The 14,006-nt window shown below is 55.2% G+C and carries 13 protein-coding genes; 10 read left to right on the plus strand and 3 right to left on the minus strand.

Features of this window, described 5'->3' with window-relative positions; genetic code table 11:
* Positions 1–92: 92 nt before the first annotated feature.
* From rhtA to glnQ, 5 genes are all read left to right on the plus strand, one after another.
* Positions 93–980 (plus strand): threonine/homoserine exporter RhtA, encoded by an 888-nt coding sequence (gene rhtA, locus V6942_RS05920; RefSeq protein WP_106924562.1) that lies wholly within the window; start codon positions 93–95, stop codon positions 978–980.
* Positions 981–1,272: 292 nt separating this feature from the next.
* Positions 1,273–1,776 (plus strand): DNA starvation/stationary phase protection protein Dps, encoded by a 504-nt coding sequence (dps, locus tag V6942_RS05925; RefSeq protein ID WP_106924563.1) that lies wholly within the window; start codon positions 1,273–1,275, stop codon positions 1,774–1,776.
* 362 nt (positions 1,777–2,138) lie between these two features.
* A complete protein-coding gene (gene glnH, locus V6942_RS05930) occupies positions 2,139–2,885 on the plus strand; it encodes a glutamine ABC transporter substrate-binding protein GlnH (RefSeq protein WP_106924564.1) in 747 nt (248 codons plus the stop codon).
* A gap of 79 nt (positions 2,886–2,964) precedes the next feature.
* Positions 2,965–3,624 (plus strand): glutamine ABC transporter permease GlnP, encoded by a 660-nt coding sequence (glnP, locus tag V6942_RS05935; RefSeq protein ID WP_106924565.1) that lies wholly within the window; start codon positions 2,965–2,967, stop codon positions 3,622–3,624.
* Complete coding sequence (gene glnQ, locus V6942_RS05940) at positions 3,621–4,343, plus strand: glutamine ABC transporter ATP-binding protein GlnQ (protein ID WP_333500938.1); 723 nt, start codon at positions 3,621–3,623, stop codon at positions 4,341–4,343. The genes glnP and glnQ overlap by 4 nt, the downstream gene beginning before the upstream one ends.
* Before the next feature lie 42 nt (positions 4,344–4,385).
* Here glnQ and rlmF read toward each other — a convergent pair whose 3' ends face one another.
* A complete protein-coding gene (gene rlmF / locus V6942_RS05945) occupies positions 4,386–5,312 on the minus strand; it encodes a 23S rRNA (adenine(1618)-N(6))-methyltransferase RlmF (protein ID WP_106924567.1) in 927 nt (308 codons plus the stop codon).
* A gap of 96 nt (positions 5,313–5,408) precedes the next feature.
* Here rlmF and V6942_RS05950 point away from each other — a divergent pair, with 96 nt between their 5' ends.
* The 5 genes from V6942_RS05950 to ybiJ all read left to right on the plus strand — a co-directional run bounded on the left by V6942_RS05950 (position 5,409) and on the right by ybiJ (position 10,521).
* Positions 5,409–6,032 (plus strand): flavin reductase family protein, encoded by a 624-nt coding sequence (locus V6942_RS05950; protein WP_182928307.1) that lies wholly within the window; start codon positions 5,409–5,411, stop codon positions 6,030–6,032.
* Between the two features lie 83 nt (positions 6,033–6,115).
* Positions 6,116–6,364 carry a DUF1471 domain-containing protein gene (locus V6942_RS05955; protein ID WP_106924569.1) on the plus strand — a complete coding sequence of 83 codons (249 nt, stop codon included), beginning with the start codon at positions 6,116–6,118 and terminating at the stop codon, positions 6,362–6,364.
* 272 nt (positions 6,365–6,636) lie between these two features.
* Positions 6,637–8,919, plus strand: coding sequence for a catecholate siderophore receptor Fiu (locus tag V6942_RS05960; RefSeq protein WP_106924802.1), 2,283 nt, complete (start codon positions 6,637–6,639; stop codon positions 8,917–8,919).
* A gap of 206 nt (positions 8,920–9,125) precedes the next feature.
* Positions 9,126–9,803, plus strand: a complete 678-nt coding sequence (ybiX, locus tag V6942_RS05965; RefSeq protein WP_106924570.1) for a PKHD-type hydroxylase YbiX — start codon at positions 9,126–9,128, stop codon at positions 9,801–9,803.
* 457 nt (positions 9,804–10,260) lie between these two features.
* Positions 10,261–10,521 (plus strand): DUF1471 family protein YbiJ, encoded by a 261-nt coding sequence (gene ybiJ / locus V6942_RS05970; protein ID WP_106924571.1) that lies wholly within the window; start codon positions 10,261–10,263, stop codon positions 10,519–10,521.
* A 189-nt stretch (positions 10,522–10,710) separates the two neighbouring features.
* On the opposite strand, the gene ybiB is transcribed toward ybiJ, so the two are convergent.
* Both ybiB and dinG read right to left on the minus strand, forming a co-directional pair.
* Positions 10,711–11,679, minus strand: coding sequence for a DNA-binding protein YbiB (gene ybiB / locus V6942_RS05975; protein ID WP_182929249.1), 969 nt, complete (start codon positions 11,677–11,679; stop codon positions 10,711–10,713).
* Between the two features lie 100 nt (positions 11,680–11,779).
* Complete coding sequence (dinG, locus tag V6942_RS05980) at positions 11,780–13,933, minus strand: ATP-dependent DNA helicase DinG (protein ID WP_182928308.1); 2,154 nt, start codon at positions 13,931–13,933, stop codon at positions 11,780–11,782.
* Positions 13,934–14,006 lie beyond the last annotated feature (73 nt).

Consider the following 14,006-nt stretch of genomic DNA (forward strand, 5'->3'; position numbering starts at 1 on the left):
GCGTTTTTTTTTCAACAATTCCTCAACCGTAGCCGACTATTTCAATTACACTGCCGCTTTTACCTCTTTTGACAAATACTGACAGGAAAAAGATGTCCAGCACGCCTCGCAAGCTACCGTCATGGTTACCCATCCTCGTTCTCCTGATCTCAATGATCTCTATTCAGAGCGGCGCATCGCTGGCTAAGTCATTGTTTCCTTTAATTGGCGCACCGGGCGTCACCGCCCTGCGTCTGGCCCTTGGCACCCTGATTCTGGTGGTCGTGTTTAAACCCTGGCGTCTGCGTTTTGCCCGCGAACAGCGCCTGCCGCTGTTGTTTTACGGGCTGTCGCTTGGCGCGATGAACTACCTCTTCTATCTGTCGCTGCAGCGCATTCCACTAGGCATTGCCGTGGCGCTGGAGTTTACCGGGCCGCTGGCGGTGGCGTTATTCTCATCGCGCCGCCCGGTAGACTTTATCTGGGTGATCCTGGCGGTGATGGGCCTGTGGTTCCTGCTGCCGCTCGGCCAGGACGTGGCGCACGTCGACCTGACCGGCGCGCTGCTGGCGCTGGGCGCAGGCGCTGGCTGGGCGGTTTACATTTTGACCGGCCGCCGCGCGGGTGAAGAACATGGCCCGGCGACCGTCGCGATGGGGTCACTGATTGCCGCCGTGGTCTTTGTACCGTTAGGTGCACTACAGGCCGCCGACGCGCTGTGGCACTGGTCGCTGCTGCCGCTGGGGTTAGCCATTGCCGTATTGTCTACCGCGCTGCCCTACTCGCTGGAAATGATTGCGCTGACCCGCCTGCCGACGCGAACCTTTGGCACCCTGATGAGCATGGAACCCGCGCTCGCGGCGCTGTCGGGGATGATTTTCCTCGGCGAGACGCTGACGTTAAGCCAGTCGATGGCGCTGGGCGCTATCATTATTGCTTCGATGGGATCAACGCTGACAATGCGACAGGAAAGTAAAATCAAACAGGTTGACGTCAGCTAAATTCTTTTATTATGCATAGTGCAAGCCACTATGCATAATATCCCAGAGAAACTGCATGGATTCTTATTTTATATCAATTAAAATAAATTCCTAAATATATAGCGCACCAGTAACACCAATTAACCAACTGTTTTTAAATAAGTTAATCAATCCAATCACGCTCACTATCATACCTATAGGCAGAATCAGAAAATACCGTCTCGCTCACGGTGCTATACTTGTTTTCGTTAATTCATGAGGACGCAGATACACCCGTCTTTATATGTGTATCGGATCAAGAGGATATATGATTATGAGTACTGCAAAACTGGTTAAAGCAAAAAACGCCCAACTGCTCTATACGCGTAACGACGTTCCGGATGGCGAAAAACAGGCGACCGTTGCGTTACTCAACCGTCAGGTTCTTCAGTTTATCGATCTGTCGCTGATTACCAAACAGGCCCACTGGAACATGCGCGGCGCGAACTTTATTGCCGTGCACGAAATGCTGGATGGCTTCCGCACTGCGCTGACCGATCATCTGGATACCATGGCAGAGCGCGCCGTACAGCTTGGTGGCGTGGCGCTCGGCACAACCCAGGTCATTAATGCGCAGACGCCGCTGAAAAGCTATCCGCTGGATATCTCCAGCGTTCAGGATCACCTGAAAGCGCTGGCCGAACGCTATGCCATCGTCGCGAACGACGTGCGTAAAGCCATTAGCGAAGCGAAAGATGAAGATACCGCTGATATCTTTACCGCCGCGTCCCGCGATCTGGATAAATTCCTGTGGTTCATTGAAGCGAATATCGAATAACCATAGAAAAATCTTATGACCTTCCGGCTCCCCCGCCGGAAGGGATTGCACCATAAAAGTGCAGGTGTTCGTGCATAATCCCCGCCGAAGTAAATAAATTGTAATAATCACCTCACACAATCGTTAATAAAAGATTGTTTTCCCCCCAGCGTTTGCGCTAAAAAACGCCATACTTAACAACAGACTTTTTGCGCACCACTTTGGTGCCCACCTTTGGTGCAAATGCACTTTTTTCCTGCCGCTTTTGTGCAGACCGAAAAGCATTATTTGTTAAGAAACAACTAATTGCCAAGTTGGCACGATTTTTTCATAAGACGATTGTTCTCGCAGGGGATCGCCCCGTGGATATAAAAGGAAATGCTATGAAGTCAATGTTTAAAGTTTCACTGGCAGCACTCACCCTGGCTTTTGCGGTTTCATCTCAGGCCGCGGAGAAACAACTGGTCGTCGCAACCGATACTGCATTCGTCCCGTTTGAATTCAAACAGGGTAATCAATATGTCGGCTTTGATGTTGACCTGTGGGCGGCTATTGCGAAAGAACTGAAGCTGAATTACACCCTGAAGCCGATGGACTTCAGCGGTATCATCCCTGCATTGCAAACGAAAAACATCGATCTGGCGCTGGCCGGTATCACCATTACCGAAGAACGCAAAAAAGCGATCGACTTCTCCGACGGCTACTACAAAAGCGGCCTGCTGGTGATGGTGAAAAGCAATAATAACGACATCAAGAGCGTGAAAGATCTCGATGGCAAAGTGGTCGCAGTGAAAAGCGGCACAGGCTCCGTTGATTATGCGAAAGCCAACATCAAAACCAAAGATCTGCGCCAGTTCCCGAACATCGATAACGCCTATATGGAGTTAGGCACAAACCGTGCTGACGCCGTGCTGCACGATACGCCGAACATCCTGTACTTCATCAAAACTGCCGGTAACGGTCAGTTCAAAGCGGTCGGCGAGTCTCTGGAAGCACAGCAGTACGGTATCGCCTTCCCTAAAGGCAGCGACGAGCTGCGTGAGAAAGTGAACGGCGCGCTGAAAACGCTCAAAGAGAACGGCACCTACAACGAAATCTACAAAAAATGGTTCGGTACCGAACCTAAATAATTATTCCAAAATCTGATGCAAACTCAGGGGCGGCCTTTCGCCCCTGCTATTTTTGAACCACGGTAACAGGATTATCATCATGCAGTTTGACTGGAGCGTCATCTGGCCTGCCATTCCAATTCTTCTGGACGGCGCCAAAATGACTCTGTGGATTTCGATCCTCGGCCTCGCGGGCGGTATCATCATCGGTCTGGTGGCCGGTCTAGCCCGCACTTACGGCGGCTGGATTTCAAACCACATCGCCCTCGTATTTATCGAAGTGATCCGCGGTACGCCTATCGTTGTACAGGTCATGTACATCTACTTCGCGCTGCCGATGGCCTTCCCGGACATTCGTATCGATACCTTCACCGCGGCAGTGATCACCATCATGATCAACTCCGGTGCGTATATTGCTGAAATTACTCGCGGCTCGGTGCTGTCCATCCATAAAGGCTTCAGCGAAGCAGGCCTGGCACTCGGCCTGTCGCGTCGCGAAACCATTCGCCATGTGATTATGCCGCTGGCCGTTCGTCGTATGCTGCCTGCATTAGGCAACCAGCTGATCATCAGTATCAAAGATACGTCGCTGTTTATCGTTATCGGTGCAGCCGAGCTGACCCGCAGCGGCCAGGAAATTATCGCCGGAAACTTCCGCGCGCTGGAAATCTGGACCGCCGTCGGCGTTATCTACCTGATCATCACCCAGGTACTCAACATCGTGCTCCGCATTCTTGAAAGAAGGATGAAAATCCTGTGATTGAATTTAAAAACGTTTCTAAGCACTTCGGCCAAACCCAGGTGCTGCACAACATTGACCTGAACATCAAACAGGGTGAAGTGGTGGTCATTATCGGACCATCCGGTTCCGGTAAATCCACCCTGCTGCGCTGCATTAACAAACTCGAAGAAATCACCAGCGGCGATCTGTTCGTTGATGGTTTGAAAGTCAACGATCTCAAAGTTGACGAGCGCCTGATTCGTCAGGAAGCCGGGATGGTGTTCCAGCAGTTCTATCTGTTCCCGCACCTGACGGCGCTGGAAAACGTGATGTTTGGCCCCACCCGCGTACGCGGTCTGAACAAAGATGAAGCGGAGAAACTGGCGAAAGATCTGCTGGCGAAAGTGGGGCTGGCGGAACGCGCGCACCACTACCCTTCCGAGCTGTCCGGCGGCCAGCAGCAGCGCGTGGCTATTGCCCGTGCGCTGGCGGTGAAGCCGAAAATGATGCTGTTTGATGAGCCGACCTCAGCGCTGGACCCGGAGCTGCGTCATGAAGTGCTGAAGGTCATGCAGGATCTGGCGGAGGAAGGGATGACGATGGTTATCGTTACCCACGAAATCGGCTTTGCTGAGAAAGTGGCATCGCGCCTGATCTTTATAGATAAAGGCCGGATTGCCGAAGACGGCAACCCGCAGGAGCTGGTGAAGAACCCACCGAGCCAGCGTCTGCAAGAGTTCCTGCAGCACGTTTCCTGATAGCACGCCGTTTATCCCGCCGGGATAAACGGCGTTTTTCTTTTAGCGTTTACGCGCCAGAAAACGGCGGCGCTGTTCGTCATCCATAAACGACCACGCAATAAAGCGGCTCTGCTTCTGCCCCTGCGACATCTCTTTTTTCACCACCTTCACCGCACCGACGTCGGTTAACGCCCGGTACAGCGGCGGCAGGTTTTCACCTTTTGACACCAGCGATGTGAACCACATGACCTGGCGGGCAAAGCCTTTACTCTCAGCAATCATTTGCTTAATAAAAGCCACCTCACCGCCTTCGCACCACAGTTCCTGCTGCTGGCCGCCAAAGTTCAGCGCATCGTCACGCTCCTGCCCCAGATTACGGCGCTTACGCTCGCTACCCGCGCGGGCGGCAGCGGCAGAATCGTGGAACGGCGGATTACACAGAGTCGCGTCGTACTGTTCGTTTTTGTGGATGATACCGTTAAACATCGCGGCACCGTCTTTCTGACGACGCAGGCGAATCATGCGGTTCAGCGACGGGTTTGCGCTCAGGATAGCCTGCGCGCTGGCAAACGCCTGAGGATGAGTTTCACTGCCGGTAAAGCGCCAGCCATACTCGTGCGCACCAATCAGCGGATAAATACAGTTCGCACCCACGCCGATATCCAGAATACTGGCTCCCTTGACCACATTGCCGCTCTCATCGCTGAGCAGATCGCCCAGATGATGGATATAATCGGCGCGCCCCGGCACCGGCGGGCAGAGGAACCCGTCTGGAATATCCCACTCTTTCACCCCGTAGAAATGGGCCAGCAGCGCTTTATTCAGCGTTTTCACCGCCTGCGGGTCGGCAAAATTCACGGTTTGCTCCCCGGCCGGGTTGAGGATAATAAAATCGCTCAGCGCGGGGCAGGCCTGACGCAGCGCGTCCAGGTCGTAGCGGCTGTGATGGCGGTTGCGCGGGTGCAACCCCGGTTTTTGGCTACTCATGACTTTCTCCTGTCGTAATGCGCCGTAAGATACCCGTTGACGGCGGCGCGGTAAATAAGGGAGTCTGGATTACCGCTTCTTAATTATGGGTACGTCATGTACTTTTATCAGCCTTCTCACGGCCACGGGCTGCCTCATGACCCGCTAAACGCCATCGTCGGGCCACGGCCTATTGGCTGGATCTCTTCCGTTGACGTCGAAGGGCGGCGCAACCTTGCCCCCTACAGCTTCTTTAACTGCTTTAACTATCGCCCGCCGATTATCGGCTTTGCCAGCAGCGGCTGGAAAGATAGCGTGCAGAATATTATGGAAACCAAAGCGTTCGTCTGGAATCTGACGACCCGTGATTTGGCGGTGGCGATGAATGAAACCTCCGCTACCCTGCCCCACGGCGAGGATGAATTTGCCCGCGCCGGGCTGACCGCCGCACCGAGCCGTCTGGTCAGCGCGCCGCGCGTAGCGCAGAGCCCGGTCAACTTCGAGTGTCGCCTCTCGCAGTGCATTCAGCTAACGGGCGCCGACGGTACCGCCGTCGATACCTGGCTGGTGCTGGGTGAAGTGGTCGGTATTCATATCGATGAATCGCTGCTTGAGGACGGAATCTATCAGACCGCCCGCGCACAGCCGGTCCTGCGCGCGGGTGGGCCCTCCGCCTACTACACCATCGATGAGCGCCATCGCTTCGATTTAATTCGCCCGGATGCCCGTCGCGATAAATAAAAAACAGCCACGTCGGTGGCTGCTTTTTCCTGCCCGCCGCCTACAATTAAGGTATTCCCTGTTGCTTTCAGGAGGGGATACAAATGCACACCTTTCACCTGCTTTTCGCCGCCGCGTTCCTCGCTACAACCACCGTCTGCGCCCAATCCGCTCCTGCTCCAGGCGTTCCGTTTCGCCCGGTGGGTACCGTAACGGCCAGCGGCGCCAGCAACCTTGACGATCTTCAGCAGCAGTTGGCCAAAAAGGCGCACGAAGCTGGCGCGATAGCCTTTGTCGTTGACGTAGCCGGCGGAAAAAACAAGCTGTTCGGTTCTGCGACGTTGTACCGGTAAACGGCCATCGTGAGCGGATGGCTTGACGCCTCCCTCAGGGCCATTCGACTGAATCGTGTAAACTTTATGTATAAAAAATGAAGAAACTGTAAATCAATATATTTATTTTTCTGCCAATGAGTGATAAAAAGTCACACGACTTGATAATGCTTATCAAAATCATTATCAAATTCATTTAATAAATTTTAAGCAACCTGCAGTGGCAAAGGGGACGAGACGATCCCTACTGTCATTTTTTTAATGGCTTTTTAAATTATAAGATGCTCATTGATATGGAAAAAAATCGCACTACTCCGTTTGGCAGCTTTCGTTCTCTCACCTTCTTTACCGGGATCTGTATCGGCCTGACCCCCGCCGCCCAGGCCGATGAGGGGAAAGAGAAAAACGCGGGTGATACGCTGGTTGTTGAAGCCCAAACTCCGTCCCTGTATGCCCCCACTCAATCGGCCGACCCGAAATTCAGCCGTCCAATTGCGGATACCACCCGCACCGTCACGGTGATTTCTGAGCAGGTGTTGAAGGATCAAGGGGCGACAAACCTGACCGATGCGCTGAAAAACGTACCGGGCGTCGGGGCTTTCTTTGCCGGTGAAAACGGCAGCTCGTCAACGGGCGACACCATCTACATGCGCGGAGCCGATACGTCTAACAGTATCTATATTGACGGTATTCGCGATATTGGCAGCGTGACGCGCGACACATTTAACACCCAGCAGGTGGAAGTGATCAAAGGCCCCTCAGGGTCCGACTACGGGCGCAGCGCGCCGACCGGTTCGATCAACATGATCAGCAAACAGCCGCGCCTGGACTCCGGGATCGATGCCTCCGCCAGCGTCGGCAGCGCATGGTATCGTCGTGGCACGCTGGACCTGAATGAAGCGATCGGTGAAACCGCCGCGGTGCGTTTAAATCTGATGGGTGAAAAAACCCACGATGCCGGGCGCGATAACGTTAAAAACGAGCGCTACGGTATTGCACCGTCCATTGCGTTCGGCCTCGGCACGCAAAACCGTCTGTACCTCAACTACCTGCACGTGACGCAGAACAACACCCCGGACGGCGGCGTGCCAACCGTTGGGCTGCCGGGCTACTCCGCACCCAATGCCGCCACTTCGGCGCTGAATCACTCAGGTAAAGTGGACACCCATAACTTCTACGGCACTCGCTCCGACTACGACGACTCGACCACCGATACGGCGACGATGCGTTTTGAGCACGACTTCAACGACACCACCACCCTTCGCAACACTACCCGCTGGTCGCAGATCAAGCAGGACTATATGATGACGGCGATGATGGGGGGGGCCACGAACATTACTCGCCCAAATCCAAATAACGTCGACACCTGGACCTGGACACGTAACATCAATACCAAGGATGTGAGCAACAAAATTCTCACTAACCAGACCAACCTGACCTCGAAGTTCTCTACCGGCGCAATCGGCCACGATATCAGTACCGGGGTAGAGTTTACCCGCGAACAGCAGACCAACTACGGTGTGTATCCGTTTACCGCTCCGGCAGTGAACCTCTATCACCCTGATAGCAGCATTTCTCTGGGCAGCCTCCAGCGCAGCGGCGCCAATGCGAATGGTCAGACCGATACCTTCGGTATCTACGCCTTTGACACGCTGCAAATTACCCGTGATTTTGAGTTGAACGGCGGTATCCGTCTGGATAGCTATCGCACCGAGTACGACAGCGCATCGCTGTGCGGCGGCACTGCCCGCGGCGCGGTAGCTTGCCCCGCGGGCGTCGCGAAAAATTCACCGGTCACCACCGTTGACGCCAGCAAATCGGGCAACCTCGTGAACTGGAAGGCCGGTGCGCTCTATCACCTGACGCAGAACGGCAACGTTTACGTTAACTACGCTATCTCCCAGCAGCCTCCGGGCGGCAGCAACTTTGCCCTGGCCGCTGGCGGTACGGGCAACAGCGCCAACCGCACCGACTTTAAACCGCAGAAGGCGAAAACCAGCGAAATTGGCACCAAGTGGGAAGTGCTGGATAAACGCCTGCTGCTGTCGGCCGCCCTGTTCCGTACCGACATTGAAAACGATGTCGAAGCTAACGACGACGGCACCTACTCACAGTACGGCACTAAGCGCGTAGAAGGCTACGAGCTGTCCGTTGCCGGCAATATCACTCCAGAATGGCAGGTGATTGGCGGCTTTACTCAACAGCGTGCGACGGTGCGTGCAGGCGCGAACGTCGCGCAGGATGGCAGCGCTTCTCTGCCGTACACGCCGGAACACGCCTTCACGCTGTGGAACCAGTACCAGGCGACCGATGCCCTCTCCGTGGGCGCAGGCGCTCGCTATATTGGCAGCATGCACCGCGGCTCCGATGGTGCTGTGGGCACGCCGTCGTTCACCGAAAGCTATTGGGTGGCCGACGCCAGACTGGGCTATCGCGTCAACAGCAATCTCGATCTGCAGCTGAACGTCTATAACCTGTTCGATACCGACTATGTTGCTTCCATCAACAAGAGCGGCTATCGCTACCATCCTGGCGAACCACGCACCTTCGTACTGACGGCGAACGTTCATTTCTAAGGCATCATGTGGGGCGCTGGCCTAATGCTGGTCAGTTAAGGCGTTGAATTCAGGAGCAGGAACCGTAGGCCGGATAAGGCGTTTACGCCGCCATCCGGCAATCAGCGCGCAGTGTGCCGGATGGCGCTTTGCTTATCCGGCCTACGAATCTCGCTTAACTGACAGGCATTGAGGCACAGGCCCCACTTTTTTCAGGAGAGACTCCCATGATGTACCGTATTCCCGGCGTATTGAGCACCGATGAAGTTCGTCATCTTGTTGCCGAACTTAACCAGGCGCAGTGGATTGATGGCCGGGCGACCGTGGGCGCACAGGGGGCGCAGGTGAAGCATAATCAGCAGGTCGATACCCGCAGCGAGCGCTATCGGGCACTGCAGGCCCTGGTGCAAGAAGCGGTAAACCGCCATTCGCTGTTCTTTGCCGCCGCGCTGCCGAAAACCCTTTCCAGCCCGCTATTCAACCGCTATCAGCAACAGGAAACCTACGGTTTTCACGTCGATGGCGCGGTGCGCCAGCACCCCGAAAGCGGCTGGATGCGTACCGACCTGTCCGCCACCCTGTTTTTATCCGATCCGGAGAGCTATGACGGTGGAGAACTGATCATCAACGACACCTTCGGGCAGCATTCGGTGAAGCTTCCGGCAGGCGACCTGGTACTTTATCCCTCCAGCAGCCTGCACTGCGTCACGCCGGTCACGCGCGGGGTGAGGGTAGCATCGTTTATGTGGATTCAGTCGATGATCCGCGACGATAAACGCCGCGCCATGCTGTTCGAACTGGACCGAAATATTCAATCGCTGAACAGCCGTCACGGTGAGTCGGAGGAGGCACTTTCCCTGCTTAATCTCTATCACAACCTGCTGCGCGAGTGGTCTGAGATCTAAACAGGCGAATATTTCTCAAAATATATGAAGAAGACGCGCCGCAAAAAATACCGCCGGCGGCCATGAAAAAGGCCGCGCCAGACAACTTGATAAACGACAGATAAAAGTTTACATTCAACGCCTGTATGAGAATATAATTCCAGAACAGGCCCAACAACCCAGCTTTTATTACAAATCCATACCGCAACATACAGAGCAATCGATTATCTTTACGAGCACGCTTTTTGGCAAAAAAAGTAGCAAATTGTGCCTTCGATCCCCCCGCTTCCGCTGGATTCAACGCAAACACATTCATGACGTGAATATTTTATTAATAATCAATAAATTAATAATCATTCAATTTTTTTGAGAATGGTAATCAATTCTCTTCGATTTATTCCGCCAAATAAAAACGTGATACTTATCACATCGACGAAAACATCGTCCCCTGTACGACATAACCTGCGAGAGATTAATTATGAAAACCATTAAATATGCTGTTGCTGCCATCGCCCTGTCTGCCCTGTCCTTTGGCGCTTTCGCTGCCCAGCCTGTTACCCAGGCTCAGGCACAAAAAATGAACGCAATGGGTACCGTGTCCGTTGACGGCGCGACGACTCTGGATGGTATGGAAGCTCAGTTGGCGCAGAAAGCTGCCGCTGCTGGCGCAACCGGCTACTCCATCACGTCTGCTAACACCAACAACAAAGTTAGCGGTACTGCGGTTATCTATAAATAATCGCCACCCTCTGTTATACCCCGTGAGCTGACCTCTCGCGGGTGCTCCAACCCTCATTGACTTGTTGATACCCTTTTTTGCCCGGCCGCCACGCCGGGCTTTTTTTTGCGTGGAATTTACGCAGGAAGGCCGCTTGCGCGGTATAAGACGAGCCGGGCCATGCCCGGCTCGGGAGGACAGCCAGCGGGTTTAATAGGCGAGCGCGACGCGGTCAAGGCCGTCTTCAAGCGAACTGACCTCTCCGGCCGCCAGCAGGCAACAGGCCAGCTGAATTTTCAACGACTGCGGCACCGGCTCGACGCCCGCCACGCAGCGTTCGATCCACTGCGCCGTGGTTTGCGGATCTTTCGCCGCTGGCAGCGCCACAATCTCTTCGCACTGCTCACTCTGACGCGCGTTAATGACCCGTGCGCCCTGCGCATCAATCAATGTGATTTGCGGGCAGCGCTGCGGATTAGCATAAACTTCGCCCTCGGTGCCATGCATCAGCAGGCTGCGCCCGCCGATATCGGCAAAGAATTTTGCGACTTTGCCCACGTACTCCGGATGCGAGACGCTGGACAAGCGCAGCGCCGCGTCTTCGGCAAACGGCGTCGCCAGCTTGGCCAGCGTATGCGCACTGTTGCGCACGCCAAGCTGCCAGCGCAGATTCAGCTGCCGTTCCAGCGGCGGGCACAGCGCGCCAACCGGAATATAGACCGGCTGGTGGCCATCCAGCTTTGCCTGCGCCTGCCCGGCATGACGCGTCGGCTCAATGCCCAGCAGCTCAAAGATGGTCTCACTGATGACCCGCGTCGGATCTTCGCTGACCCCGTGCACCACGACCGGAAAACCGAGCTTATGCAGCAGCATCGCCAGCAGCGGCGTCAGGTTGGCCTGCTTGCGCGCGCCGTTATAGCTGGGAATGACAATCGGCATCGGTTTACCCGCCGGCGGCGTCAGGCGCATGGTTTTCTGCTGCACGGCCTCATAAAAACCAAGCATCTCCGCTTCGCCCTCCCCCTTAATGCGCATGGAGAGCAAAATCGCGCCCATTTCCAGATCCGGAACATCACCATCAAGCATTTGGGTGTACAGGCCGCGCGCGATGTCCTGGTCCAGGTCACGCGCATGATTTTTTCCACGACCGATTTCTTTGATGATTTTGCGATAATCCATTTACTGCTCCTTTGCTCGTCGTCGCCAGATAAGCGCAGCGCATCCGGCAATGTGCGGCGGCCGCCTGATGGCGCTATGCGTTTCAGGCCTACACACCGGGCTAGCGTTTTTTACGGCGCGGTGATTTTGGCTTAGCCGTGATAGCTTTCTGTTTAACTTCCGGCACTTCCGGACGTTCAATCGGGAAAACCGGCAACGCATCCAGTAAACGCTTACCGTAGTTTTTGGTCAACAGCCGCTTATCGTAGATGATCACTTCGCCCCAGCAACCGTGGCTACGAATCAGTCGCCCCACCTGCTGAATCAGATTAAACGATGCGCTGGGCAGACTTTGCACTTCAAAGGGGTAGCGATTGAGACTTTTCAGCCATTCGCCTTCGGTGATCACCACCGGGCTGTCGATCGGCGGGAAGGCGATTTTATGAATATGCACCTGGCTTAGCAGCTCACCTTTCAGATCCAGCCCCTCCGCAAAAGATTGTAGCCCAACCAGCACGCTGCGCTCGCCGCTCTCAACTCGCTTGCGATGGAGTTCTACCAGCCGATAGCGCGGCTGATCGCCCTGCACCAGCAGCATCAGACGTAGATCGGTCACGTGCTCAAGGAAACGCTGCATCGCGCGGCCGCTGGCAAACAGCACCAGCATACCGTGATGCTTTTTGCTCTCGACCTGCTGGCGAAAATAGGCCGCCATTTCGGCAATATGCTGCTCTTCGTTATCGATTAGCGGCTCAAACTGCATCTGTGGAATGACGATTTTACCCTGCTCGACGTGGTTAAACGGCGAATCCAGCGCCACGAAACGATCGCCTGCTTTTTCTCTCAGCCCGCTCATCTCCTGCAGGCGTGAGAAGCTATTAAGCGAACGCAGCGTTGCCGAGGTGACAACAATATGCGGCACGCTGCGCCACAGCAGGCGCTCAAGCTGTTCGCTGACGCGGATACCTACGCAGTGGAACCAGACGTGCATCTGCCCATCGCGCAGATCGCGGGTAGCCCACTTGGTGACCGGCGCCCCCGATGCCTGGGAAAGCGACGCCAGACGCCACAGCTTGCTCTGGGATTCAAACATCCCCAGCGCGCGGTTCATCTGCAAAATCACCCGATGCAGGCGCACAATATCGTGACTGCCGGTTTTCTCGCTGAGATCGTTTAAGAACAGTTCCGCCAGCCCGCGCAGCATTTCGGTGAGCTTGGCCAAACGCTGGCAAATTTCCATCACTTCGTCGGGCAGCTCGCCCATCGGGAATCGATGCTCGGCTTCCTGGGCTGCGGGTAGATACAGATTAAGAATGTTATTCAGCGACGCGATAAGCTCGTACAGCTCTTCACAATGCGCGGTAAGTCGCTCCGGCAGCGCCAGCGGCGGCGTGGTTTTCGGGCGGAACTGCTCCATGCAGGTGGCCACCAGCTTACTGAACAGGTCGAGCTGTAGGCGATACCACGGTGCGGTAATCTCGGCGCTCATCTCCAGCGCGTCGCGGGCGACGTCCGGCAGATGGTGGCCTTCATCCAGCACCAGCAGCAGGTTTTTCGGCTCCGGCAGCACCGCTTCGCTCTCCATTGCCGCCATGACCAGCGCATGGTTTGCGACCACGACTTCGGCCTCCTGAATCTCGCGGCGCGCGACGAAGAACGGGCACTCGCGATAATACTGGCAGTTACGGTTCAAACAGCTGGCTTTATCGGTGCTCAGGCGACGCCATAAATCATCGTCAATCGCGATGTCGGTATGGTCGCGCAGGCCGTCCCACTTGTAGCTGTCGAGATCGCCCTTCAGCTTCGCGCAGCGCTTCTGCTCTTCCTGGTTATTGGGCGTCAGCTCATCGTCGAGAAAGGCCAGCAGATCCTGCTGGTTTGGCTCGCTGCTGGCGAGCGCCGTCAGGTTACGCGGGCATACGTAGCGGCCGCGACCAAAGGCGGCAGTGAAGCGCAAATCGGGGATAATTTTGCGCAGCAGCGGTAAATCTTTACTGTAGATTTGATCCTGTAACGCCACGTTGGCGGTGCTGACCACCAGCGTTTTCTGTTCTTCGCGGGCGATAGCAATACCGGGAATCAGGTAGGACAAGGTTTTCCCGACGCCGGTAGGCGCTTCAATCGCCAGATGTCGCCCGTCTTCTCCGGCAAGCGTTTTAGCGACGTCCGCAATCATCTGCCGCTGCGGCGCACGGGGGATAAAGTCGGGGATCTGTTCCTGAAGCGCCTTGTACCAGGCGGCGATTTGCGCTTTCAGCGCAGCGGTCAAAGCCATGAGAAAACCTGAGATACTGTATAAACAGCCACTATTGTGGCACTTTCTGTACGCCGCCGCAAAAAAGAAAGCC

This window comes from Kluyvera genomosp. 2, assembly GCF_036759865.1.
Lineage (GTDB): Bacteria > Pseudomonadota > Gammaproteobacteria > Enterobacterales > Enterobacteriaceae > Kluyvera > Kluyvera ascorbata_B.

Excerpts from the sequence above, each read along its gene's own strand:
- rhtA (WP_106924562.1), top strand. The coding sequence starts at position 93 with ATGTCCAGCACGCCTCGCAAGCTACCGTCATGGTTACCCATCCTCGTT.
- dps (WP_106924563.1), top strand. The coding sequence starts at position 1,273 with ATGAGTACTGCAAAACTGGTTAAAGCAAAAAACGCCCAACTGCTCTAT.
- glnH (WP_106924564.1), top strand. The coding sequence starts at position 2,139 with ATGAAGTCAATGTTTAAAGTTTCACTGGCAGCACTCACCCTGGCTTTT.
- glnP (WP_106924565.1), top strand. The coding sequence starts at position 2,965 with ATGCAGTTTGACTGGAGCGTCATCTGGCCTGCCATTCCAATTCTTCTG.
- rlmF (WP_106924567.1), bottom strand. The coding sequence starts at position 5,312 with ATGAGTAGCCAAAAACCGGGGTTGCACCCGCGCAACCGCCATCACAGC.
- V6942_RS05950 (WP_182928307.1), top strand. The coding sequence starts at position 5,409 with ATGTACTTTTATCAGCCTTCTCACGGCCACGGGCTGCCTCATGACCCG.
- V6942_RS05955 (WP_106924569.1), top strand. The coding sequence starts at position 6,116 with ATGCACACCTTTCACCTGCTTTTCGCCGCCGCGTTCCTCGCTACAACC.
- V6942_RS05960 (WP_106924802.1), top strand. The coding sequence starts at position 6,637 with ATGGAAAAAAATCGCACTACTCCGTTTGGCAGCTTTCGTTCTCTCACC.
- ybiX (WP_106924570.1), top strand. The coding sequence starts at position 9,126 with ATGATGTACCGTATTCCCGGCGTATTGAGCACCGATGAAGTTCGTCAT.
- ybiJ (WP_106924571.1), top strand. The coding sequence starts at position 10,261 with ATGAAAACCATTAAATATGCTGTTGCTGCCATCGCCCTGTCTGCCCTG.
- ybiB (WP_182929249.1), bottom strand. The coding sequence starts at position 11,679 with ATGGATTATCGCAAAATCATCAAAGAAATCGGTCGTGGAAAAAATCAT.
- dinG (WP_182928308.1), bottom strand. The coding sequence starts at position 13,933 with ATGGCTTTGACCGCTGCGCTGAAAGCGCAAATCGCCGCCTGGTACAAG.